The organism is Streptomyces sp. NPDC047971 (assembly GCF_040653355.1).
Lineage (GTDB): Bacteria > Actinomycetota > Actinomycetes > Streptomycetales > Streptomycetaceae > Streptomyces.
The window spans coordinates 1-24,081 of sequence record NZ_JBEZNW010000003.1 but is presented as its reverse complement, the minus strand read 5'-3'; the positions used below and the strand labels follow the sequence as shown (position 1 = coordinate 24,081).

The 24,081-nt window shown below is 72.4% G+C and carries 21 protein-coding genes; 13 read left to right on the top strand and 8 right to left on the bottom strand.

The genetic code is table 11. The features are described 5' to 3' along the window. Positions 1-161: 161 nt before the first annotated feature. The 4 genes from AB0D99_RS04230 to AB0D99_RS04215 form a co-directional block, all read right to left on the bottom strand. The gene (locus AB0D99_RS04230) at positions 162-770 is read right to left on the bottom strand and encodes a hypothetical protein (RefSeq protein WP_362356719.1); all 609 of its coding nucleotides are present in this window, start codon (positions 768-770) and stop codon (positions 162-164) included. Between the two features lie 110 nt (positions 771-880). Beyond that, positions 881-1,705 (bottom strand): MOSC N-terminal beta barrel domain-containing protein, encoded by an 825-nt coding sequence (locus AB0D99_RS04225; RefSeq protein WP_362356717.1) that lies wholly within the window; start codon positions 1,703-1,705, stop codon positions 881-883. A gap of 37 nt (positions 1,706-1,742) precedes the next feature. Continuing rightward, on the bottom strand, positions 1,743-2,213 hold the full coding sequence (locus AB0D99_RS04220) for a DUF6643 family protein (RefSeq protein ID WP_362356715.1): 471 nt from the start codon (positions 2,211-2,213) through the stop codon (positions 1,743-1,745). A 481-nt stretch (positions 2,214-2,694) separates the two neighbouring features. After that, positions 2,695-3,876, bottom strand: a complete 1,182-nt coding sequence (locus AB0D99_RS04215; protein ID WP_362356713.1) for a glycosyltransferase — start codon at positions 3,874-3,876, stop codon at positions 2,695-2,697. 58 nt (positions 3,877-3,934) lie between these two features. Here AB0D99_RS04215 and AB0D99_RS04210 point away from each other — a divergent pair, with 58 nt between their 5' ends. Both AB0D99_RS04210 and AB0D99_RS04205 read left to right on the top strand, forming a co-directional pair. Further along, positions 3,935-4,720: an aspartate/glutamate racemase family protein gene (locus AB0D99_RS04210; RefSeq protein WP_362356711.1), complete on the top strand. Its 786-nt coding sequence runs from the start codon at positions 3,935-3,937 to the stop codon at positions 4,718-4,720. Positions 4,721-4,782: 62 nt separating this feature from the next. Beyond that, positions 4,783-5,358, top strand: a complete 576-nt coding sequence (locus AB0D99_RS04205) for a hypothetical protein (RefSeq protein ID WP_362356709.1) — start codon at positions 4,783-4,785, stop codon at positions 5,356-5,358. A gap of 54 nt (positions 5,359-5,412) precedes the next feature. Here AB0D99_RS04205 and AB0D99_RS04200 read toward each other — a convergent pair whose 3' ends face one another. Continuing rightward, a complete protein-coding gene (locus AB0D99_RS04200; RefSeq protein ID WP_362356707.1) occupies positions 5,413-6,447 on the bottom strand; it encodes an O-antigen ligase family protein in 1,035 nt (344 codons plus the stop codon). A 218-nt stretch (positions 6,448-6,665) separates the two neighbouring features. On the opposite strand from AB0D99_RS04200, the gene lnt reads away from it, so the two are divergent. From lnt to AB0D99_RS04180, 4 genes are read left to right on the top strand one after another with little or no spacing between them, the layout of a single operon-like run. Further along, positions 6,666-8,267: an apolipoprotein N-acyltransferase gene (lnt, locus tag AB0D99_RS04195; protein ID WP_362356705.1), complete on the top strand. Its 1,602-nt coding sequence runs from the start codon at positions 6,666-6,668 to the stop codon at positions 8,265-8,267. Positions 8,268-8,321: 54 nt separating this feature from the next. Then, positions 8,322-8,804, top strand: a complete 483-nt coding sequence (locus tag AB0D99_RS04190; protein WP_362356703.1) for an NUDIX domain-containing protein — start codon at positions 8,322-8,324, stop codon at positions 8,802-8,804. Positions 8,805-8,859: 55 nt separating this feature from the next. Then, positions 8,860-9,720 carry a 3-hydroxybutyrate dehydrogenase gene (locus AB0D99_RS04185; protein WP_362356701.1) on the top strand — a complete coding sequence of 287 codons (861 nt, stop codon included), beginning with the start codon at positions 8,860-8,862 and terminating at the stop codon, positions 9,718-9,720. A gap of 57 nt (positions 9,721-9,777) precedes the next feature. After that, positions 9,778-11,667, top strand: coding sequence for a GAF domain-containing protein (locus AB0D99_RS04180; protein ID WP_362356698.1), 1,890 nt, complete (start codon positions 9,778-9,780; stop codon positions 11,665-11,667). Positions 11,668-11,769: 102 nt separating this feature from the next. Here the strand turns inward: AB0D99_RS04180 and AB0D99_RS04175 are convergent, their stop codons facing one another. Further along, positions 11,770-13,143: an MFS transporter gene (locus tag AB0D99_RS04175; protein WP_362356696.1), complete on the bottom strand. Its 1,374-nt coding sequence runs from the start codon at positions 13,141-13,143 to the stop codon at positions 11,770-11,772. A gap of 222 nt (positions 13,144-13,365) precedes the next feature. On the opposite strand from AB0D99_RS04175, the gene AB0D99_RS04170 reads away from it, so the two are divergent. Next, entirely contained in the window at positions 13,366-14,070 is a 705-nt protein-coding gene (locus tag AB0D99_RS04170; RefSeq protein WP_362356694.1) for a 4'-phosphopantetheinyl transferase superfamily protein, read from the top strand. On the opposite strand, the gene AB0D99_RS04165 is transcribed toward AB0D99_RS04170, so the two are convergent. Beyond that, positions 14,037-14,696, bottom strand: coding sequence for a response regulator transcription factor (locus AB0D99_RS04165; protein ID WP_362356692.1), 660 nt, complete (start codon positions 14,694-14,696; stop codon positions 14,037-14,039). The genes AB0D99_RS04170 and AB0D99_RS04165 overlap by 34 nt on opposite strands. Then, positions 14,693-15,925: a sensor histidine kinase gene (locus AB0D99_RS04160; RefSeq protein WP_362356690.1), complete on the bottom strand. Its 1,233-nt coding sequence runs from the start codon at positions 15,923-15,925 to the stop codon at positions 14,693-14,695. Before AB0D99_RS04160 ends, AB0D99_RS04165 begins: the two co-directional genes overlap by 4 nt. A gap of 135 nt (positions 15,926-16,060) precedes the next feature. Between AB0D99_RS04160 and AB0D99_RS04155 the strand changes: the two genes are divergently transcribed. The 6 genes from AB0D99_RS04155 (at position 16,061) to AB0D99_RS04130 (ending at position 24,043) form a co-directional block, all read left to right on the top strand. Then, positions 16,061-16,972: an ABC transporter ATP-binding protein gene (locus AB0D99_RS04155; protein WP_362356688.1), complete on the top strand. Its 912-nt coding sequence runs from the start codon at positions 16,061-16,063 to the stop codon at positions 16,970-16,972. Next, the gene (locus tag AB0D99_RS04150; protein WP_362356686.1) at positions 16,969-17,826 is read left to right on the top strand and encodes an ABC transporter permease; all 858 of its coding nucleotides are present in this window, start codon (positions 16,969-16,971) and stop codon (positions 17,824-17,826) included. Before AB0D99_RS04155 ends, AB0D99_RS04150 begins: the two co-directional genes overlap by 4 nt. Positions 17,827-18,170: 344 nt before the next feature. Beyond that, on the top strand, positions 18,171-18,620 hold the full coding sequence (locus tag AB0D99_RS04145; protein ID WP_362357212.1) for a YbaK/EbsC family protein: 450 nt from the start codon (positions 18,171-18,173) through the stop codon (positions 18,618-18,620). A 303-nt stretch (positions 18,621-18,923) separates the two neighbouring features. Continuing rightward, a complete protein-coding gene (locus AB0D99_RS04140) occupies positions 18,924-20,507 on the top strand; it encodes an MBL fold metallo-hydrolase (protein WP_362356684.1) in 1,584 nt (527 codons plus the stop codon). 102 nt (positions 20,508-20,609) lie between these two features. Further along, positions 20,610-21,629 carry a 4-hydroxyphenylpyruvate dioxygenase gene (gene hppD / locus AB0D99_RS04135; protein ID WP_362356682.1) on the top strand — a complete coding sequence of 340 codons (1,020 nt, stop codon included), beginning with the start codon at positions 20,610-20,612 and terminating at the stop codon, positions 21,627-21,629. Beyond that, complete coding sequence (locus AB0D99_RS04130; protein ID WP_362356680.1) at positions 21,626-24,043, top strand: aminotransferase class I/II-fold pyridoxal phosphate-dependent enzyme; 2,418 nt, start codon at positions 21,626-21,628, stop codon at positions 24,041-24,043. Before hppD ends, AB0D99_RS04130 begins: the two co-directional genes overlap by 4 nt. The last annotated feature ends 38 nt before the right edge of the window (positions 24,044-24,081 follow it).

The window sequence follows — 24,081 nt, the reverse complement described above, 5'->3', positions numbered from 1 at the left end:
GTCGCTGCTCATCGGATGCCCCACCGTAGCGCGCGCGACGGCGGGGGGTTGACGGGTCGGCCGCTCGGACCGGATACGTCCGGTCGGCCGGGCGGTCGCCCGCACCGATCCGCCGAACGGGGAGGGGCGGCCGCCCGCGGCGGGTGCGTCCGGGGCGGGCCTCAGCTGCCCGCGCCCGTGCGTCCCCAGTCGGGACCGGCCTTGTCCCACGCCCGGTCGAGGCGCCGGTACCGCCGGTGTACCAGGCGTCGTACGACACCACGTCTGGCCGCCTCGACGAAGGCGCCCGTGAGGCCCGCGGTGAGCAGCCCGATGGCGATCGCGTGGGCGTGCGCGGTCTCCGGAGGCATGGGCGGTGCGACCGGTCGTCCGCTCCGGTCGGTCCAGATCCGGAACGAGTCGCCCGGATCGGCCAGTTCGCGCCGGGTCGTGACGGTGCCCGTGCGCGCAGTGCCGTCCGGCGCCGTCCAGCGGGCCACGACGGAACGGCGCAGCGGCTGTTCGCCCGCGGGGTCGGGGCTGGTGAACCCCGACGCCGGGGTGTCGGCGAGCCGGATCACCCGGGCGGTCGCCGGCTGCCGGAGCCGCTGCTGGGCCTGGACGGTGCGCTGGAGGGAGGCGTCGGTGCGCACCGCGGAGATCCAGCCCGCCGTCGGCACGGCGAGCGCGAGCAGCACCACGGAGATCAGGGCGACCCACGCCTCGACCAGGTCCGTGGTCCGGCGCAGGGGATTGTGCCGCCAGCGCCAGACTCCGGCGGCTGCTCGCATGCCTCGCACCCCCTCGTCCATGGCTCTCTCAACGAGACTGCCCCCGGGGAGGGTTCCCTGCCATCCGGGGCAGGAGGAGTGAAAGCGGCGTCGTGCGCCGGTCGCCCGCCTCAGTCGATGATCTTGATCTCGTCCCCCACGCGGACGGTGCCGACGGTCTCGGGCACGAGGTTCTGCCCGAAGATCAGCCTGCCGCCGTCCTTGCGGTGGAGTGCGAGCGTCCGCAGCGGCTCCTTGCCGCGCTCGGCGGTGCGCTGGTCGGTGGTGGTCACGACACAACGGCCACAGGACCGGGCGGCCCGGAAGGTGACCTCGCCGACCGCGAGCCGGGTCCAGCCGTCCTCGGCCCAGGGCGCGGTCCCGTCGATGACCAGATTGGGCCGGAAGCGGTTCATCGGCAGGGGGCCCTCGTCGGCGTGATCGCCCTGCGCGATCAGCGAGTTCAGGGCATCGAGGGAGGCGGTGGTGGTGGTCAGGAGAGGGAAGCCGTCCGCGAAGCTCACCGTCTCGCCCGGCAGAGCGAACTCGGGCTTGATCGGACGGCGGTGCGCCGGCTCGTCCATGTGGACGAGCCGCACCTCGGTGTCCAGGTACGCGCTGAACCACGCGTCGGCCGCGGGATCGGCCGGGACCGCCTCCACCGGAGTCTCGAAGACCTCCACCCGGATCGTGGACGACGGCCGCGGCACCTCGACCGACAGCGTCGGGCGGCCGGCCGCGGACAGCTCGATGCCACCGCTCGGCAGCGGTTCGGCCGAGGCCAACGCCATCTGCGGATGACGGCGTTGGGTCACGACCTTGCCCGACGAGTCCACGACGGCCCAGCGGCGGTCACCGGCCAGTCCCCATGGCTGGACCTCCGCCTCGGCGGGTGCGTAACCGCGCAGCGCCTTGACCGGGTGGACATGGACGGAGCGCAGGCGAGGGATCGACATGTCGCCATCCTGCCAGTAGCTCCGTTTTTGGCGTCGCTCAGTACCCCTGACCCTGGTAAGGGCGGTTGTACGGGTCCTGGTACTGCGCGGGCGCCGGGGCGGGGCGGGCCGCCGGGCGCATCGCCTCGTACCCCGTGTTGGCCGGGCGCTGCGGCTGCTGGGGCTGGCCGCCCGGGTAGCCGCCGCGGCCGACGGGCTGCTGGGGGATGTAGGGCGCGGGCGCGTGCTGCAGCGGCACGGGGGCCATCTGCTGCTGCATCGGCTGCGGGTAGCCGTAGGAGCCCCCGTTGTAGGCGGGCGAGGGCTGGCTGGGGCCCGCCGGAAGGGCGGGCAGGGCCGCGGGCAGCGCCGGCAGGTAGCTGTTGCCGGTGTCGTACGCGGAAGGCACTCGGATCGGGGCGATCTGAGGCGTGCCCCGCTCCGCGACCAGGGAGTCGTAGATGGGGGTGTCGGGGAACGACGGCGCGGTGTAGTAACCGCCGCCGTAGGTGGAGCGGGGGGAGGTCATGGCACATAAGTTAAGCCCACGATGTGCTGGTTGGGGAGCCCGATAAGAGGGTTGTTTGACGGGTTCTGAGTGACCGTCGATCCATAATCCGATCGAACGTGACAAAAACGGTCGCGCCGAGAGGCTCCGCCGGGCCGCTGATCTTGAAAACACGAGCTGGGAAGGGGTTACCCACGGGTTGCTCCGATGCCCCGCATGCCCCGTCATTAGGTCGGCGTAAAGAAATCTTGATGTCCCGAGAGCGGCGACCCGGGGGATCATGTCCATGCTTAAGGGAGTCAATGTTCCGGTGGCGGCGCGCGCTGTGCGCGTCGAATTGGGCCGGCGTTCAGGTGGGGGAGTCCGGGACGTCGAGACCCGGGCGCTACTCCTTGTGTCGGAGAAAGTGCGCTCCGATACCGACGCCCATTTCTCCGGCCGGTCTCGGCGCGCTTCGCGCTCCGGCCGTCACGAGGGGAAGCGCGGCGGGTGCGCCCTCAGGTCACCGGTCCGGGGCCGGCCGGGGGCGGGCGTAGGTCCGTCCCTTCCAGGCCGCGCCCCGTCCCCGGTAGTGCTGCACCGCCGAGTCCACCGTCATCAGCAGATAGAGCGACGCGGTGAACGGCAGCGTCAGGGCGAGCCAGAGCGGCTGCCGGTAGTAGCGGAGCATCGGCAGATACGTCCCCGCCATCACCGCCCACGCGACCCCGCCCGTCCAGGCCGCCGCCGCGTCCCCGCCCGCCACGCCGACCACCAGCGCCACCGGGGGAGCGAGATAGACGACGGCCAGCCCGGCCACCGTGCCCGCCAGCACGAGCGGGTTGTGCCGGAGTTGGGCGTACGCGCTCCGCGAGACCATGCGCCACAGGTCGACGAGGCGCGGGTACGGGCGGACGCTGTCCACCCGCTCGGCGAGACCCAGCCAGATCCGCCCGCCCGCCCTCCGTACCGCGCGCGCCAGCGAGACGTCGTCGATCACCGCCTGCCGGATCGAGTCCGGCACCCGCGCCCGCTCCGCCGTCGACGTCCGCAGCAGCACGCACCCGCCGGCCGCCGCCGTCGCCAGCGGGCGCCGACGATTGATCCAGCGGAACGGATACAGCTGGGCGAAGAAGTAGACGAACGCCGGCACGACCAGGCGCTCCCAGACGCTCGCCACCCGCAGCCGGGCCATCTGGGACACCAGGTCCAGATCGCCGCCGACGGCCGCGGCCACGAGCCGGCGCAGACTGTCCGGCTCATGGGCGATGTCGGCGTCGGTCAGAAGGAGGAACTCCGGGCCACGCGCGCGTGCCAGGCCGATGCCGTGGCGCAGCGCCCACAACTTCCCCGTCCAGCCGGGCTCGGGCTCGCCCGGCGAGACCACGGTCAGCGGCAGCCCCCCGTACCGCGACGCCAGCTCGCCGGCGAGCTTCCCTGTGCCGTCCGTGCTGCCGTCGTCGACGAGCACGACCTCCGCCTCACCCGGATAGTCCTGCGACAGCAGCGACGGCAGGCTCAGCGGAAGCACCTCCGCCTCGTCCCGTGCCGGCACGACGATCGCGACCCTCGGCCACTCGCCCGGCCGCGGGCGCGCCCGTGCCTTCGGCAGGCGTTGATCGGTACGCCAGAAGAACCCCTGACCCAGCAGCAGCCACCCCCAGGCGGCCAGCGAACCCGTGGCGATCCAGGCAATGGCGCTCATTCGCCGCAGTCTGCCCCAGATCCCCGGGCGCGCAAGGGTGGTCGGATAGGGTGATCGGGTGAAGATCGCGCTCATGGACTCCGGAATCGGCCTGCTCCCGGCAGCGGCCGTGGTTCGTCGACTGCGGCCGGACGCCGATCTGGTGATCTCCAGCGACCCCGACGGGATGCCCTGGGGGCCCCGGACGCCGGAGGACCTCACCGAGCGGGCCCTCGCCGTCGCCCGCGCGGCCGCGGAGCACGAGCCCGACGCGCTGATCGTCGGCTGCAACACCGCCTCCGTGCACGCCCTGCCCGCGCTGCGCGCCGCGCTGGAGCCCCACATCCCGGTCATCGGCACGGTCCCCGCGATCAAGCCGGCCGCCGCGGGGGGCGGCAAGGTCGCCATCTGGGCGACGCCGGCCACCACCGGCAGCCCGTACCAGCGCGGCCTGATCCGCGACTTCGCCGACGGCGCCGAGGTCACCGAGGTGCCCTGCCCCGGCCTCGCGGACGCCGTGGAGCACGCCGACGCGGACGCCGTCGACCGGGCGGTCGCCGCCGCCGCGGCCCTCACCCCACCGGACGTACGGGCCCTCGTGCTCGGCTGCACGCACTACGAGCTGGTCGCCGAGCGGATCCGCGCCGCGGTGCACTCCCCCGACCTGCCGCCGGTGGTTTTCCACGGCTCGGCGGGGGCAGTCGCGGCACAGGCGCTCCGTCGGATCGGCGCCGAGCCCGAGCCCACCGCGAAGCCGACCGGCGGCCTCACCGTCCTGCTCAGCGGACGGACCTCGGACCTGCCGGCCGCCGCCCTGAGCTACCTGGAAGGCCGCCTGCTCCGGGCGTCGGCGCCCGCCCGCTGACGGAGCCGCCGTCCGGCCCCGAAGGGGCGCCGTACGAGCGGAACGTGAGTAGGCTGCCCCGCATGAGGGACCATTTCCGACATCCCCGACATCCTCGCCCCCTGGGGGTCGACGCGCCCCTGCCCGAGGTGTGGATCGGCCGAGCCACCAACCGCATGCAGTGGGTGGCGGCGGTCGCCGGCGCCGCCTGCATGGCGCTCGGCATCACCATCGCGGTCGACTCGGCCTGGACCTCCGGCATCGCGGCCCTGTTGATGGCCGTGATCGGGTGCGTCGCGGCGGGGCTGCTCGTCCTGTTCGGGACGCTGGCCTTCGTCCATGTCGAGGTCAGGGTGGACCAGCGGGCCATGGAGGTCCGCTGCGGCCACATGGGAGTGCCGCGTCGGCGCATCCTGCTCGCCCATGTGGTCGGTGCCGACTACGTCGCGAAGGTCACGCCCCACGAATGGGGCGGCTGGGGCTACCGCTGGCGTCCGGAGAAGGGCAAGGGGGTCATCGTCCGACGCGGCGAGGCGCTCGTCCTGAAGCTGGACGACGGCCGGACGTTCACGGTCACCGTCGACGACGCCGAGTTCGGGGTCCGCGTCATCCGCGACCGGCTGCGCCCCCCGACGCCGACGGGGCCGTCGGGGGCCTGAGCGAGGGGCGCGCGGATGGTTCGTCATCGGTCGTCGCCCGGCTGTCGTCGGCCGTCAGCCGTCGGTCGGCGCGGGTGCCCGGCGGGCCGTCGCCAGACCCGCGAGGAGCCCCGCGCCCGCGGTCACCGGGGTGAAGCTCAGCGCGTTGCCGACGGTGGCGAGCGCCGCGAGGGCGGTGAGGGTGGCCGCCGCCGTCAGGACCACCGCCGTCCGCCGGGGAGAGGTCCACAGCCCGCACACCAGCCAGCCGTACGTCGCGCCCAGCAGGACGACGCCCGGGACCCCCTGTTCCGCCGCCTGTTGGAGCGGAGCCGAGTGCGGCTTCCCGTCCGCGTAGAGGGTCGTCCGGGCCGTGGGGCTCAGTGCGCCGAAGCGCTCCGGGCCCACCCCGACCAGCGGGTTCTCCCGGGCCATCGAGGCCGCCTCCTGCCACAGCAGCACCCGGTGCCCGGTCAGCTGCCCCTCCAGGGAGACCGAGAGGCCGTCGGGCAGCCGTTGCTCGGCCACGGCCCAGGACGCCCCCACGAACAGCCCCGTCGCCAGCACGAGCCCCGCGAGTCCGAGGAGTCTGCGTCGCATCCGTTCCGCCGCGAGGGAGCAGAGCAGGACCCCGAGCGCCGCGACGAAACCCACCACGGAGCCGAGGACGAGCGCCACACCCGCCACCGCGAGCGCGAGCAGCCGCGCCAGGAGACGGACCGGGACCGCATCGGCGGCCGAGGCGGCGCAGCAGGCCGCGCCGGCGGCCAGGACGAGCAACGCCGCGGCCGCGCCCGTATGGCCAGGGGGTACGGCACCGGTGGGGGCGGCGCCCGGGATGCTCGGCCCGGAGGTCAGCGCGAGGCCGAGCGCGGCCAGCGACGCGGTCGCCGCCGCGGCCACCGGCAGCAGCGTCCCGGAGATCCGGCCGCAGGCGTAGCCCGCTGCGAGCGCGAGAACGGCGAGGAGAACGCCCTCCGGGCGGGCGTCCCGGCCGGTGGCGGTGGCGAGCGACCACAGCACGACGGCACCGAGGATCAACACCCCGGCGACATCGGGTGCGCGCCCACGCTCGCGCACGGCGGCCAGCTCCGCCGCAGGTGCAGCCATCCCCCTCGACCCCCCGCTCCGTCTGGCCGACACCGTAACGGGACCGGCGGGGTTTGGGGAGCATATGCGCAGGAACGTTGCTGCAGAAGTGAGGGAAGGGTGACGGTGACCGAGGGGCGGCGCCCGCCGCCCCGGCCGTGGCCCCGCGTCCGGCCGCGTCGGCCGGCCGACGCGGCCGGAGTGATCCGGCCCCGGGCACGCGCCGTAGACTCCGCAAGGTGAGCACCACGATCACCCCCGTCGACTCCTCAGGACCCGCCGCCGCCCCGGAGCCCGGTCCGTCCGGCCCGCGGCGCCTCGTACGGCCGGGAGCGGCCGTGCTGTCGGGCGTGCTGCTCTTCCTGAGCTTCCCGCCCCGGCCGCTGTGGTGGCTCGCGCTGCCCGCCTTCGGCCTGCTCGGCTGGACCCTGCGGGGCCGCCGTGCGCGAGCCGGGTTCGGACTCGGCTACCTGACGGGGCTCGGCTTCCTGCTCCCGCTGCTGATCTGGACCGGATCCGAGGTCGGCCGCTTCCCCTGGATCGCGCTCTCCGCGGTCGAGGCCCTCTTCATCGCCGCCGCCGGGCTCGGCATCGCGGCCGTCTCCCGGCTGCCCGCCTGGCCGGTGTTCGCCGCCGCGGTGTGGATCCTCGCCGAGGCGGCACGCGCGCGCGTCCCCTTCGGCGGCTTCCCCTGGGGCAAGATCGCCTTCGGCCAGGCCGACGGCGTCTTCCTGCCCCTGGCGGCCGTCGGCGGCACCCCGGTGCTCGGCTTCGCCGTCGCCCTCTGCGGCTTCGGACTGTACGAGGTGATCCGCCAGGTCCGCGCGTACCGCGCCACGGGCGCCGTCCCGCGCGGCCCGCTCGCGGCGGCCGCGCTCACCGTCCTCGTACCGGTCACCGGCGCCCTCGCCGCGCTGCCGCTCGTCGACGACACCGCGCAGGACGGCACCGCGACCGTCGCCGCGGTCCAGGGCAACGTGCCCCGCCTCGGCCTCGACTTCAACGCCCAGCGCAGGGCCGTCCTCGACAACCACGTCGCCCGCACCGAGGAGCTGGCCGAGGACGTGGCGAAGGGGAGGAAGCCCCAGCCGGACTTCGTCCTCTGGCCGGAGAACTCCTCCGACATCGACCCCTACGCCAACCCCGACGCGGCCGACGCCATCAGCGGGGCCGTGCGGAAGATCGGCGCACCGACCGTGATCGGCGCCGTCGTCGCCCCGGACACGGGGAAGCTGCGCAACACCCTGATCCAGTGGGAGCCGGGCAAGGGCCCCGTCGCCACCTACGACAAGCGGCATGTCCAGCCCTTCGGCGAGTACATCCCGATGCGGTCCTTCGTACGGATCTTCAACAGCAACGTCGACCGCGTCAGCCGCGACTTCGGCCCGGGGACCGAGGTCGGCGTCTTCGACCTCGCCGGTACCCGGGTCGGCCTGGCGACCTGCTACGAGGCGGCGTTCGACTGGGCCGTGCGGGACACCGTCACCCACGGCGCCCAGCTGATCTCCGTGCCGAGCAACAACGCCACCTTCGGCCGCAGCGAGATGACCTACCAGCAGCTCGCCATGTCGCGGGTGCGGGCGGTCGAACACAGCCGCGCCGTCGTCGTGCCGGTGACCAGCGGCGTCAGCGCGATCATCCGGCCGGACGGCGAGATCGTGGCACGATCGGAGATGTTCACCCCGGACGTCCTGGTCGAGCAGGTGCCGCTGCGCTCCTCGCTCACCCCGGCGACGCGGATGGGCACGCTGCCCGAGGTCCTCCTGCTGGGCGTCGCGGCCGCCGGGCTCGGCTGGTCGGCGCTGCGGGCCGTGCGGGCCCGCCGGAGCCGCGAGGTCTGAGGGCTCCCGACCGGAGGCGAGCGTTCTTGATCCACAAAGGCTTAGGGTCGAGACATGGCTACTCCTGACTTCATCCGAGAGATCCGGGCCAGCGCCGGTCACCAGTTGCTCTTCCTGCCGGGTGTGAGCGCGGTCGTCTTCGACGACAGGGGCCGCGTGCTGCTCGGCCGCCGGACGGACAACGGAATGTGGTCGATCGTCGGTGGCATCGTCGAGCCGGGCGAGCAGCCCGCCGCGTGTGCCGTGCGCGAGGTGTTCGAGGAGACCGCCGTACGCTGCGAGGCCGAGCGGGTGGTGCTCGTCCAGACCCTGCGCAAGCCGATCGTCTATCCCAACGGCGACCGGTGCCAGTTCATGGACGTCACCTTCCGCTGCCGGGCGGTCGGTGGCGAGGCGCGCGTGAACGACGACGAGTCCACGGACGTCGGGTGGTTCGAGGTGGACGACCTGCCGGAGATGAAGCGGTTCTCGTACTTCCGGATCGAGCAGGCGCTCAGAGACGAACCCACATGGTTCGACCCCATGCCCCTGAGCTGAAGTATGGGCTCTGAACACATCGGTCGGTGGTGGGAGCCTTCATAAGGTGCGGAGCATGAGCGCCCCCACCACATCAGGTCCCGCACCGGCACAGGTCTCGGCCCCACTCGCACAGGGCCCCGCACCCGCCGCCACGCCCGCGCCCGGCTCCGTCACGCTCGACCTCACGGGCCGCACGGCGCTGGTCACCGGCGCGGCCGGCGGCATCGGCCGGGCATGCGCGCTCCGGCTCGCCGCCGCGGGAGCCGTGGTCAGAGCGGTCGACCGGGCGGCCGACGGACTGGAGGAACTGGTCCGGGCCGCCGACGGTCTCGGCGGCGCCGTCGAACCCCAGCTCCTCGACCTCACCGACCTCGACGCAGCGGAGGCCGCGGCCGCCGGCGCCGACATCCTCGTGAACAACGCCGGACTCCAGCTCGTCCGGCCCATCGAGGAGTTCCCGCCGGAGGTCTTCCACACGGTCCTCACCGTGATGCTCGAGGCGCCCTTCCGGCTGATCAGGGGCGCCCTGCCGCACATGTACGAGCGGGGCTGGGGCCGGATCGTCAACCTCTCCTCCGTGCACGGCCTGCGCGCGTCCCCCTTCAAGTCCGCCTATGTGGCCGCCAAGCACGGTCTGGAGGGACTCTCCAAGACCGCCGCGCTCGAAGGCGCCCCGCACGGCGTCACCTCCAACTGCGTCAACCCCGGCTACGTCCGCACCCCGCTGGTCGAGCGGCAGATCGCCGACCAGGCGGCCGCCCACGCCATCCCCGCCGAGCGGGTCCTGACCGACGTCCTCCTGAAGGACTCGGCGCTCAAGCGGCTGATCGAGCCGGAGGAGGTCGCGGAGGCGGTGCTCTACCTCTGCACGCCGCAGGCGTCGTTCATCACCGGAACGTCCCTGGCCCTCGACGGCGGCTGGACCGCGCACTGACGACAGGTTTTCCACAGGGCTGGTGCGATCACCCCTACGACAGGTATCCCTGTGTCCATGTCCCATGAACAGGTCTCCTACCTGGAGCTCCTCGCGCGAGGAGCGGCCACGGAGGGCTTCGACAGGCCCGTGCTGCTCGCCCGTGCGAGCGGCGCGGGCCCCGAGGAGCTGGCCGAGCTCGAACAGGCCAAGAAGCTCGCCCTGCGCGTGCGGGCCGAGCTGGAGGGAAGGCGCCGCCGCGAGGCCGAGCTGTCCGCCCTCTTCGAGACCGCCCACGACCTCGCGGGACTGCGCGACCTCGACGCCGTGCTCCGCGCCATCGTCCAGCGGGCGCGCTCCCTGCTCGGTACCGAGGTCGCCTACCTCAGCCTCAACGACCCGGGCGCCGGGGACACGTACATGCGCGTCACCGAGGGCTCGGTCTCGGCGCGCTTCCAGCAGGTCCGGCTCGGCATGGGCGAGGGGCTCGGGGGCCTCGTCGCCCAGACCGCCCGGCCCTACGTCACCGAGAACTACTTCGACGACCCCCGCTTCCAGCACACCGCCACCATCGACTCCGCCGTGCGCGACGAGGGCCTCGTCGCCATCCTCGGCGTGCCGCTGACCCTGGGCAGCCAGGTGATCGGCGTGCTGTTCGCCGCCGACCGGCGCGCCCGCGTCTTCGAACGGGAGCAGGTCGCGCTGCTCGGCTCCTTCGCCGCGCACGCCGCCGTCGCCATCGACACCGCGAACCTGCTCGCCGAGACCCGCTCGGCCCTGGCCGAGCTGGAACGGGCCAACGACATCATCCGCGAGCACAGCGGCGTGATCGAACGGGCCTCGGAGGTCCACGACCGGCTCACCGAGCTCGTGCTGCACGGCGGCGGCGTCCACGACGTCGCCGCGGCCGTCTCGGAAGTCCTCGGCGGAAGGGTCGAGTTCATCGACGCCGGCCTCGACTCGGCCCGGCTCGCCGACGGCCACGCACTGCGCGAGGGCGACCGCTGGGTGGCGGCCGTCTCGGCCGGCGGCGAGACCTTCGGCGCCCTCGTCCTGCACGACCAGCCCGACCTCGACCCCGTCGACCAGCGCACCTTGGAGCGCGCCGGTCTCGTGACCTCCCTGCTGCTGCTCGCCCGCCGCTCGGCCGGCGAAGCCGAACAGCGGGTCCGGGGCGAGCTGCTGGACGACCTCCTCGACGCCCCCGACCGCGACCGCGGGCTGCTGCGCGAGCGCGCCGCCCGCCTCCGCACCGATGTCGACGCACCCCACGTCGTGCTCGCCGCCCGCATGGACAGGACCGGGGCCGGGGGCGAGGCCGACGCCGCAGTACGGGAGAGCGCGGACCGCCGGCGACTGTGGTCGGCCGCCTCCCACCTCGCCGCGACCCGGCAGGGGCTGGCCTCCGCGCGCGACGGCGGGACGGTGCTCCTGCTCCCGCTCGGGCCGGGGGAGTCCGCGGCCGAGCTGGCCCGGCAGACCGCCAAGCACCTCGGCGGCGCACTACGAGAGAGCGTCACCGTGGGCGCGTCGGCGCCCGTCGCCTCGCCCCTGGCCACACCGGACCGGGTCGTGAGCGCCTACGAGGAGGCCCGGCGCTGCGTGGACGCCCTGCGCCTGCTGCACCGCACGGGCGAGGGCGCGGCCGCCGAGGACCTGGGCTTCCTGGGCCTGCTGCTCGCCGACACCCGGGACATCGACGGCTTCGTCGACCGCACGATCGGCCAGGTCCTGGCCTACGACCAGCGGCGCGGCACGGACCTCGTCCGCACGATGGACGCGTACTTCGCGAGCGGCATGAGCCCCGCGCGGACCAAGGACGACCTCCACGTCCACGTGAACACGGTGGCCCAGCGCGTCGAGCGCATCGGCCGTCTCCTGGGCCCGGACTGGCAGTCACCGTCCCGTGCCCTGGAGATCCAACTGGCCCTCCGCCTCCACGCGATGTCGTCGGCCGCCGCCCGCTGACCGGCAGGAGCGGACCGCGACCGCACCCCCGCCGACCGTACGAAGCGGCCCCCTCGGCCATCTCGGCCGAGGGGGCCGCTCGGTCCCCGTCGAGGAGCGCGGTCAGACGTCGGCGCGGACCGGGGCGGTCGCGGCCCGCGGGGCGTCCTCGGCCACCTCGGAGAGATCGCGGTGACGGGTCTCCCGGGCGCAGGCGATGGCGACGACCGTCAGCAGCGCGGCGGCGATCACGTACAGGGAGATCGGCGTCGAGGAGTCGTAGTCGGCCAGCAGCGCCGTCGCGATCAGCGGAGCGGGGGCACCGGCGGCCACCGAGGAGAACTGCGCGCCGATGGAGGCGCCCGAGTAGCGCATCCGGGTCGCGAACATCTCCGAGAAGAACGCCGCCTGCGGCGCGTACATCGCCCCGTGCAGGACCAGACCGACGGTCACGGCGAGCAGCAGGGCGCCGAAGGTGCCCGAGTCGATCAGCATGAAGAAGGGGAACATCCAGGCACCGACACCGACCGCGCCGATCAGGTAGACGGGGCGGCGGCCGATCCGGTCCGACAGCGCGCCCCAGGCCGGGATGACGGCGAAGTGGACGGCGGAGGCGACGAGGACGGCGTTCAGGGCCGTCTGCTTGGAGAGGCCCACCTGGGTCGTCGCGTAGACGAGGATGAACGCGGTGATCACGTAGTAGGAGATGTTCTCCGCCATGCGGGCGCCCATCGCGATCAGGACATCGCGCCAGTGGTGCTTGAGCACGGCGACGAGCGGCATCTTCTCGACCTGCGCGGCGGCCGCCTTGCGCTCCTCGGCCGCCGCCAGCGCGGCCTTGAACACGGGCGACTCGTCGACCGAGAGCCGGATCCAGAGGCCCACGATCACCAGCACACCGGAGAGCAGGAACGGTATGCGCCAGCCCCACGAGAGGAACGCCGCGTCGGACAGGAGCGCGGTGAGCGCCGAGAGCACACCGGTCGCGAGCAGCTGGCCGGCCGGCGCGCCGGTCTGCGGCCAGGACGCCCAGAACCCGCGCCGCTCGGCGTCCCCGTGCTCGGAGACGAGCAGGACGGCCCCGCCCCACTCCCCGCCGAGAGCGAAGCCCTGCACCAGACGCAGCACCGTCAGGAGCACCGGGGCGATGGACCCGACGGCCGCATGGGTGGGGAGCAGGCCGATCGCGAAGGTCGCGCCTCCCATCAACAGCAGGCTCAGGACCAGCAGCTTCTTGCGCCCGAGCCGGTCGCCGTAGTGGCCGAAGACCAGCGCGCCGAGCGGTCGGGCGGCGAACCCGACCGCGTAGGTCAGGAACGAGAGCAGCGTGCCGACCAGCGGGTCGGACTCCGGGAAGAACAGCTTGTTGAAGACCAGCGCCGCGGCCGAGCCGTAGAGGAAGAAGTCGTACCACTCGATGGTGGTGCCGATGAGACTCGCGGCGACGATGCGCTTGAGATTCGACTCGGCGGGTGGAGCCGACGCGGGGGAGGCCATGTGCACCACTTCCAGGGATGTACGGGGACGTTTTCGTGTGGCCACACCGTAGAAACACGCAGGTCAGTGGCGTATGTGGTGGGACACCATAGTTCAGCGCGTCCGCATGCGCGTCAGCACCATGAGGCTGCTGCCTCAGGGCGCCGGTTCCCACCCCCGTCTCCGAGGAGTGTTCAGGTCCGTTCGTACCCGGACACCCCGGCCCTCGTCTACCGTCGGCCCGTGCTCTCACCCGACGACCCCGAGGTATGGATTCTGCGGGCCCCCGCGGCCGCGGAGCTCGGCACGCTCGACCTGAGCGTCCTCGACGCCACCGAGCGGGCCCGGTTCACCGCGCTCGCACGCCCGCGGGACCGAGCCCGGTACGCCTTCGCCCACATCGCGCTCCGTACCGTGCTCGCGACCCGCACCGGGCTTCCGAACCACCAACTCCGGTTCGGGCGCGATCCGTGCCCGTGCTGCGGCGCACCGCACGGACGGCCCGTCCTCCGGGACCTGCCCGGAGGACCGGAGTTCTCGCTCTCCCACCGCGGCGACCTGGTGGTGATCGGCGTCGACTCGGAGCCCATCGGCGTCGACGTCGAGCCGGAGCCGGACGAGGACACCCTGGCGCAGGTCCTGCCCCTGCTCCATCCCGCCGAGCGTGCCCGTGTCGAAGCCGCGGAAGCCGGCGCGCGGACAGCGGTGTTCGCGACACTCTGGGCGCGCAAGGAGGCGTATCTCAAAGGTCTCGGCACCGGGCTCGGACGCGACCTGGCCGCCGACGACGTCACGGGCGACCTTCCCGGATGGGCCCTGACCGACCTGTCCGCCGAGCCGAGGACCGCCGTCGCCGTCGCCGTACGCCACCCCGTGCGCGAGGTCCGACGACGGTACGAACTGCCCCGGGGCGCCTACCTCGGGCGGCCCACCAGCCCCGTCTCGTAGGCGGTGATGACCAGCTGGACCCGGTCGCGCGCGTCGAGCTTGGCCAGCAGCCGGGTCACGTAGGTCTTCGCCGTGGCGACACTGATGCTCAGCTCGGTCGCGATCTCCGTGTTGGACAGTCCGCGGCCCACCAGCGTCAGCACCTCGTGCTCACGGTCGGTGATGCCGCCCAGCATCCGTGGGGCCGCCGCCGTCTCCACCGGCCGCTGCGCGAACTCCTTGATCAGCCGCCGTGTCACGGCCGGCGCGATCAGGCCGTCGCCCGCCGCCACCACCCGGATCGCGGCCAGGATGTCGTCCAGCGCCATGTCCTTCACAAGGAAGCCGGACGCCCCGGCGCGCAGCGCGCCGTACACGTAGTCGTCGTCGTCGAACGTCGTCAGCACGATCACCTGCGGGCCGTCGCCGTCCTCCGTGATGCGGCGGGTCGCCTCGATGCCGTCCATGCCCGGCATCCGGATGTCCATCACCACGACGTCGGGCCGCTCGGCCGCGACCAGCCGGACCGCCTCCTCGCCCGTCCCCGCCTGGCCGACGACCTCCAGGTCGGCCGCCTGGGTGATCACCATCTCCAGCGCGGTGCGCACCAGGGGCTGGTCGTCGACGAGTACGACACGGACGGTCATCGGGCTCCTGAGGTCGTGCTGCTCGGTACGGGAAGACGGGCGGTGACCAGGAAGCCTCCCCCGGGGCGCGGTGCGGCGCTGAACTCCCCGTGGAGCAGGGCGACTCGCTCGCGCATTCCCACAAGACCGTAACCCATGCCGGACGTCGAGCCGTCTCCCCGGCCCCGGTCGGCGACCTCGATGGCGACACCGCCGGCGCCGTAGTCGACGGTCACCAGGCAGGCGTCCGTACCCCGCGCGTGGCGTACGACGTTGGTGACCGACTCCTGAATGATCCGGAAGGCGGAGAGGTCGATCTCCGGTGGCAGCGGCCGCCGTTCACCGAGCCAGCGCACCTCCACCCGCACTCCGGCCGCCGTCGTCCTCTCGGCCAGCCGCTCCACGTCCGCGAGCCCCGCCACGGGTGCGAGCGGCGCACCGGCCGCGTCCCCTTCTCCGTCCGCCAGGTCCGCCTCGCGCAGCGTGCCGAGCATCCGCCGCAGCCCCGAAAGGGACTCACGGCCCGCGCTCTCCACGGCGAGCATCGCCTCGCGCGCACTCTGCGGCTGGGAGTCGACGACCCGGGCCGCCGCACCGGCCTGGAGGGCGATGATGCCGATGCTGTGGGCCACGATGTCGTGCAACTCCCTTGCGATCCGCAGCCGTTCCGCGGTCACCGCGCGGGCGGCCACCTGTGCGGCGAGCTGGGCGCGGAGCTTCTCGGCGTAGTCGCGCGACTGGTGCACGGAGTTCCCCACGAACCAGGCGACGACCACGGTCAGCGCCATGTACGGCTCCGACGGCGTCCCGCCCTCCTCTCCGTACAGCAGCCGTCCGGTGAGACAGAGCCCGAGGACGGCGAGGGCCGCCCCGGCGAACGGAAGAGAGGAACGGCGCGGGTGGGTGGCGGCGACGAAGGCGAGGGCCACGTCGACGGAGAAGAACTGCAGCGGAGGGATCTCCCACTGCCGCCACGCGGCCGTGAAGGCGCCCGTCCCGGCGAGCAGGAGCGCGAACCCCGGCCAGGGACGGCGTACGAGCAGCGCGCAGCCGGCCAGGGCCAGCGCGGCGGACAGGGCGAGGAACAACTGCCCCCAGAGGGGGGTCAGCCCGCCGCGCGAGGCCGCCGCACCCGGCGCGACCGACGGCGAGAGGACCAGCGGGTACAGCGCCGCCGCGCACCAGGCGGCGCCCGTCCAGACGCCCGGAGGGACCCGCTTCAGCGGCGAGAGACGGGGAGTGTCCAGCATGGCGCCGATCGTAACGGGGCTGCGCGGGCGGGTGGATCGACCCAGGGTTGTACAACCGTGGTCGACAGGAGCGCTCGGAGATTGTCCGCGGTGGGCCGATGACGCCCAGGGCGGCCTCGGGCCACGATAAAGCGCATGATCGAAGTCAACGAACTCACGAAGCGCTACGGTCCGAAGGCCGCTGTCAGTGACCTGAGTTTCACCGTGCGCCCAGGCCACGTCACCGGATTCCTGGGGCCCAACGGCGCCGGCAAGAGCACGACCCTGCGCATGATGCTCGGGCTGCACCGCCCCACCAGCGGCAGCGTCCTGATCGACGGGCGGCCCTTCGCGGACCGCCCCCGCGGGATGCGCCACGTCGGGGCCCTGCTCGACGCCCACGACGTCCACGGAGGCCGCACCGCGCAGGCGCACCTGACCGCCCTCGCCGTCAGCAACCGACTTCCGCGCCGCCGTGTCGGCGAGGTCCTGGAGGAGGTCGGCCTCGGCGAAGCGGGCGGGCGCCGCATCGGCGGCTTCTCTCTCGGCATGAAGCAGCGCCTGGGCATCGCGACCGCCCTGCTCGGCGACCCGCCGGTGCTGCTCTTCGACGAGCCGCTCAACGGGCTCGACCCGGAAGGCGTGAAGTGGGTGCGGGGCCTGTTCCACCGGCTCGCCGCGGAGGGACGCACCGTCTTCGTCTCCAGCCACCTGATGTCGGAGATGGAGAACACCGCCGACTTCCTCGTCGTCATCGGCAGGGGTCGGCTCATCGCCGACGAGAGCCTGAAGGACTTCGCCGCACGCGGCACCCGCCAGAGCGTCAGCGTGCGCACGCCCGACGTCGCCGCGCTGCGGGAGGTGCTCACCGACGAGGGTGCACAGGTCGAGCCCCAGACCGACAACTCGCTTACGGTGACCGGCATGAGCGCCTCACGCATCGGCGACCTCGCCTTCCGGAGCATGGTCCCGGTGCACGAACTGACCCCCCACACCGCATCGTTGGAGGCGGCGTTCATGGAACTCACCGCCGACAGCGTCGAATACGCAGCAGGAGACACCCGATGACCGCGACCGTCACTCCCCCCACGCCGTCACCCGTACGGTCCGTGGACACGACCGAGCCCCGAGCCCGCTTCGGCGACCTCGTCGCCGCCGAGTGGATCAAGCTCTGGTCGCTGCGTTCCACCCCCTGGGCCTTCCTGGGCGGCGCGCTCGCCATCATCGGCTTCAACGTCTTCACCGCGTACAACGACTACAGCAACTGGCCCACCTGGAGCGCCCAGCAGAAGGCCGAGTTCATGCCCAACTGGGCGATGCTCGACGCGTTCACCGACGCCGCCGTGCTGTGTCTGATGCTGACCGCCAGCGCGATGGGCGCCCTCACCGTCGTCGGCGAGTACAGCACCGGACTGATCCGTACGACCTTCACCGCCGTGCCCGCCCGACGTTCGGTGATGGCCGCCAAGGTCCTCGTCGTCGTGGTGGTGACGACCGGGCTCGGCCTCGTCGCAGCCGGCGGTTCCTTCTGGCTGACCCAGGCGATCCTCTCCGGGCGGGACACCGGCCTCTCCATCGGCGACGCGGGCGTCGTGCCCGCAATCCTCGCCTCTGCCCTGGTCGCCCCGGTGGCCGCGCTCGTCGGCATGGCGATCGGCGCCCTCGTGCGGGCCAGCGCCGCCACCATGGGTGTGAGCTTCGCCGTGCTGCTGCTCGTCCCGATGGCCGTGAGCGACGACCACTACGGAACGGCCGTCGTCGATCACCTGCTGCCCTACAGCGCCTGGGCGCGGCTGGTCGAGGTCGTCGAGAAGCCCGCGCACTTCCCGTGGTCGGAGGGCGGGGCATGGGCCGTGTACGCGGTCTGGGGCCTCGTCTCCGCCATAGTCACCGTGGTCGCCGTACAGCGCAGGGACCAGTAACCCGCACACGTCACACGGAAAGCCGCCGTCGGAGGTCCGACGGCGGCTTCGTCGTTCTCCGCGCGCTTCCTCCGGGCCCCTTCCAGGGGCCTTTCCCGCATTCCCGATCAAGGGGCTGTGCAACAGCGGTTGAACAGCTGCCCGTTCCGCGGCGGGTTCCTAAGATTGATGACACTCGACGAGATCATCGCGTGCGCCACAAGCCGTACGCGCATGAAGTGAGCGGGCGGTCGGATCCCGCTGGGCACGTTCTCCCTTTCCCTTTTCTTCTCCGTCGCGGAGGCATGGTGCACCGCTGCCCTGATGCAACAGACGAATCCGACGTCTACCAACGGCTCACCGAGATGTTCTCGTCCGGCTCGGTCTCCTACCGGATGATTCCCCACGCACCCGAAGGCTCCACGGAGGCCGCCAGCAGACTGCGCAGACATCCCCTGGAACAGGCCGCCAAGTCCATCGTGGTACGCGTCGCCACGGGCAAGCGCTCACGGCGCTACGTGCTGGCGGTGGTCCCCGGCGATCGCCGTGTCGACCTGGGGGCGCTGGCCCACCGTTACGGCGGGCGGGAGGCGTCGTTCGCGGACCGGGAGGTGGCCGAGCGGCTCGCCGGCAGCGTCAGCGGGTCCATCACCCCGTTCGCATTCTCGTCCGAACTGGATCTCCTCGTCGACGAGAACCTGCTCGTCCACGAGGAGATCTACTTCAACGCCGGCCGGCTCGACCTGTCGTTCGCCCTCGCCGTCTCCGACTACCTCGACCTCGCCGAGCCGACCGTCGCGCCGATAGCCGTGTGACGACGGACGGAACCGCGCGAAGTGGGCTCCGAGCGGCCGAGGCCGCCGTTCAACCGCTCCGTACCGGCGGTTGAACGGCGGGACAAGAGCGGGCCTTCGGGCTCTCGCGGGTGTTCAGACCGACCGGCATTGAGCGACGGATCGCCCCGGGGCATTCTGCTGCGGCAGGGCACCACCGGAACCGGATTTCGAAGCCCTGCGGTTTCCCATTCGTTCTTCACGGTCCGCTGTTGCGCCATGAGCAATCGATGCGCACGCCCCGGGCGGTCCAATGTCTTCGGTTCTCCTGGAGGGAATGCGTTCATGGCTGACGAGCAGCTTTATCTGCGGTCGAAAGCAATCATCGAGCCGCTTGTGGACAGGTTCTTCGCCTGGCCCTACACGATCGCGCCGGTGCAGGCGGCGATGAACCTGGCCTTCCTCCAGGTACCGCTGCTCGAGTCCTACCTGCAGTCGCCGCAGGTCCATGTCGCGGCGAGCAACAACCCGGAACTGCGCGGCGGCTACTTCATCAACATCCCGGAGGAGCGCGCCGACGAGGTGCGTGACCTGCTCGCCGCGATCAAGCGCGACCGGGCGGACATGCTCAAGTTCGCCGAGGCGATCGCCGCGGGGCAGGAGATCCTGCGTGCCAACGCCACCGGCTTCGACCTGACCCCGCTCTACCCCAAGCTGCCCGCCGAGCTCGGCGGCCTGGTCGAGCTCGCGTACGACACCGACAACCAGGCTCAGATGCGTTTCATGGAGCCGGTCGTCTACAAGAGCAACGTCTACCAGGAGGCTCGGCAGTCGGTGCAGCTGTCGATGGAGACGGGCATCGAGCGCCCGTTCATCCTCAGCACCCCGCGTCTGCCCTCCCCCGACGTCCTTGAGCTGGACATCCCGTTCCGCCACGAGGGCCTCGCGGAGCTCTTCAAGAGCCGGGTGCACCCGACGACGCTCGCGCACCTGCGCGAAGCGCTCGGCCTCGACGATGCCCAGGCCAAGCAGCTGCGCACCCTGCTCACCGACAAGCCGAGCCTCTCCGAGGACCGCCACATCGAGAGCGGCGGCCGCATCCGCTACTTCGGCCACGCCTGTCTCGTCCTGCAGACGCCCGAAGCCGCCATCGTCACCGACCCGTTCATCAGCGCGGACAGTGACAAGACCGACCGGTACACGCTGGACGACCTGCCCGACTACATCGACCTCGTCCTGATCACGCACGGCCACCAGGACCACATCGTCCTGGAGACGCTGCTTCAGCTGCGCGGCCGCCTCGGCGCGATCGTCGTCCCGCGCTCCTCGCGCGGCAACCTGGCCGACCCGTCGATGGCGCTGATGCTGCGTCACCAGGGCTTCAACGTCATCGAGGTCGACGACTTCGACGAGGTGGAGTTCCCCGGCGGCAAGATCACCGCGACCCCGTTCCTCGGCGAGCACTGCGACCTCGACATCCGTGCCAAGTCGACGTACTGGGCGGAGCTGGCCGGCAAGAAGATCTTCATCGGCGCCGACTCCTCCGGCATCGAGCCCAACCTCTACCGCTACATCAAGAACCACCTGGGCCGGGCCGACATCGCGTTCCTCGGCATGGAGTGCGACGGCGCTCCGCTGACCTGGCTCTACCAGGCCCTGCTGACCATCCCGGTCACCAAGAAGATGAGCAACTCCCGGAAGCTCTCCGGCTCCAACGCCGAGCAGGCCGCCGCGATCATGACGGAGCTCGGCGCCGGCGAGGCGTACGTCTACGCGATGGGCGAGGAGGACTGGCTGGGCCACGTCATGGCCACGACGTACACCGAGGACACCTACCAGATCAAGCAGATCGAGGAGTTCCTGACCTGGTGCAAGGACCGCGACATCAAGGCCGGTCACCTCTTCAAGCAGCAGGAGTGGCGCTGGTAGCCACCGCCTGACCACGCATGTGACAACTCTCGGGCGGGGCACCCCGGACGGCCGCACAGCGCGGCGCGGGGTGCCCCGCCCCCGGCAACAGGAGGCTTTCCCGTGGTTGTGCAAGACATGGCTTACGTGGAGCTGTTCACCAGAGACAAGCTCGCCGCCGTCGACTACTTCGAGTCCGCCATGGGCTTCACCCGCGTCGCCGACTCCGTGGAGGTCGACCGCAGCTCCATCCTGCTCAGACAGGGCGACGTACAGATCGTCGTCACCTCGGGGCGGGGCCTGTGGAAGTTCCTCGACGAGCACGGCGACGGCATCGCCGACATCGCCATGACCTGCGACGACGTCACGGCGACCCGGGACGCGGCGCTTCTCGCGGGTGCCAAGCCGGTCGCCTCCCTGCACGGCGGAACGGTCGTGTCCGGCTTCGGCGACGTGGTGCACACCCTCGTCCCCGCCGTCGGCAGACCCGCCGACCAGCTGCCGCCCGGCCGCAACTGGATACCCGTGGCGGGCGCCGGCCGCCCACAGGGACGGATCCGGCTCCTCGACCACATCGCGGTCTGCCTCGAAGGCGGATCACTCGGCGAGTACGCGGACTTCTACCGCGATGCCTTCGGGTTCTCCCGCTTCTACTCCGAGTACGTCACCGTCGGCGGCCAGGCCATGGACTCCGTGGTCGTGCGCAGCGGCTCGGGCGGCGTCACCTTCACCCTCGTCGCACCCGACCCGGCCAAGGATCCCGGCCAGCTCGACGCGTTCCTGGAGCGCAACGGGGGCCCCGGGGTCCAGCACCTGGCGTTCCTCGTCGACGACATCATCCCGGCCGTGCGTGAGTTCCGGGACCGCGGGGTCGACTTCCTGACCACGCCCGACACGTACTACGACCTGCTCGTCGAGCGGTTCGAGCAGCTGCGCGGGATCGTCGGCGAGCTGCGCGAGACGCGGGTGCTCGCCGACCGCGACGAGTGGGGACATCTGCTCCAGCTCTTCAGCCGCTCCCCGTACGAGCGCAACACGCTCTTCTTCGAGCTCATCCAGCGCCAGGGCTCGCGCGGCTTCGGCAGCTCCAACATCCGTGCCCTGTACGAAGCGGTGGAGCGCGAGCGGCTGACCGCCGGATGAGCGCCACCGACCCCACCGCCGCGCCCCCGGTCACCCTGGCCGACTACGCGGCCGCGGCGCGCTCGGCCGTCGACCCCGACGTGTGGGACTTCCTGGAGGGCGGCGCGGGCGACGAACGTACCCTCGCCGCCAACCTCGCCGCCTTCGACCGGGCGCAGCTGCGTCCCCGGGTACTGACCGGACAGGGCGCACCCGACACCAGGACGGCGCTGCTCGGCCGCGGCTGGGCGTCCCCGATCGCGGTCGCGCCGATGGCGTACCACACGCTCGCGCACCCCGACGGCGAAGTCGCCACCGCCCGCGGAGCGGGCGCGGCAGGGGTGCCGCTCGTCGTGAGCACCTTCGCGAGCCGCACCTTCGAGGAGATCGCGGCCGAGGCCGCGGGCCCGCTCTGGCTCCAGGTCTACTGCTTCCGCGACCGGGCCACCACGCGGCGGCTGGTCGAACGGGCCGAGCGGGCGGGCTTCGAGGCCCTCGTGCTCACCGTGGACGCGCCGCGCCTCGGCCGGCGGCTGCGCGACGTGCGCAACGGCTTCCGGCTGCCCACGGGCGTCGAGCCCGCCAACCTGGACGGCCCCGGCACCGACTTCGCCTCGCCGAGCGCGCACGCCGCCACCGAGTTCGAACCGGCTCTCGACTGGACGGTGATCTCGTGGCTGAGATCGGTCAGTTCGCTGCCCGTCCTGGTCAAGGGGATCCTCTCCCCGGACGACGCCCTGCGGGCACTGTCGGTGGGCGTCGACGGCATCGTGGTATCCAACCACGGAGGGCGCCAGCTCGACGGCGCCCCGGCCACCCTGGACGTCCTGCCGGAGATCGCGGCCGCCGTCGCCGGAGCGTGCCCGCTCCTCGTCGACGGCGGCATCCGGCGCGGCACCGACGTGCTCGCGGCCCTCGCTTCCGGCGCCGACGGCGTGCTTCTCGGCCGCCCCGTCCTGCACGGCCTTGCCGTGGCCGGGGCCCGCGGCGTCGAGGACGTCCTGACCCTCGTCACCGGCGAGCTGACGGAGGCGATGGCGCTCACCGGCACCGCCTCGGTCCGCGAAGCCGGACCGGAACTCGTCGGCGGCCGGGCCGCCGTGCCGGCCCGCCCGGTGCACGGCCCAGGGCCCTCGGGGCTGCGCCCGGAGGATCTGCACGGCAGCGTCTCGGACCCGGTCCTGGGCACGATGACGTTCCTCAACGAGATCACCACCCACTACCCCGACGCGGTCTCCTTCGCGCCGGGGCGCCCCTATGAGGGGTTCTTCGACACCGAGCAGATCTTCACGTACCTGCGCCGCTACCTCGACCACCTGGAGACGGAGGGCGCCACGCCGGAGCAGGTGCGCTCCGCGCTGTTCCAGTACGGACCCACCGGCGGCCGGATCCGCGAGCTGATCGCCGACTCGCTGCGCAAGGACGAGGGGATCGACGTCCCCCCGGAGTCGGTCGTGGTCACGGTCGGAGCCCAGGAGGCCATGCTCCTCGCGGTCCGGGCGCTGATCCGCGGCCCCGAGGACGTCCTGCTCGTCTCCAGCCCCTGCTACGTCGGGATCACCGGCGCGGCCCGGCTGCTCGACATCCGGCCGACCGCGATCGCCGAGGCCGAGGGCGGGTTCCGCTGCGCCGACCTGGCCGCGGCGATCCGCGCCGAGCGGGCCCGGGGGCGCCGCCCCCGGGCCTTCTACATCATCCCCGACCACTCCAACCCCACGGGCACGACGGTGCCGCTGGAGACCCGGCGCGAGCTGCTCGAACTGGCCGCTCACGAGGACATCCTGATCATCGAGGACAGCCCCTACCGGCTGGTCAGCCCCGGCCGGCAGCTGCCGACCCTGAAGTCCCTGGACCGCGGGCACCGCGTGCTGCACCTGGGCTCGCTGTCCAAGACCCTCTTCCCCGGAGCCCGCGTCGGCTTCGCCATCGCGGACCAGCCCGTCACCGACGCGTCGGGCCGCACCAGCCTGCTCGCCGACGAGCTCACCAAGATCAAGTCCATGGTGACCGTGAACACCTCGCCGCTCAGCCAGGCCGTCGTGGCGGGCATGCTGCTCACCGCGGACGGCCGGGCCTCCGAGCTCAACAAGGCCACGGCCGCCTACTACGGCGACGCGATGCGGGTCACCCTCCAGGCGCTGGAGGCGGCCTTCCCGGAAGACCTGCGTGCCGAACTCGGCATGCGCTGGAACGAGCCGAGCGGAGGCTTCTTCCTCTCCGTCACCGTCCCGTTCCGCGCCGACAACGCCGCGCTCACGCGCGCGGCGCAGGACTTCGGGGTCATCTGGACCCCGATGTCGTACTTCTATCCCCAGGGAGGTGGCGAGGACAGCCTCCGGCTGTCCGTGAGCTATCTGACGCATGATCAGATCCGGGACGGCGTCGCGCGCCTGGCGCGCTTCGTCAGGGCGGAGGCGGCCCGCACCCGGACATGAGAACGCGGCGGGTGGGGGCGGGGGGGGGGCGCCCCCCC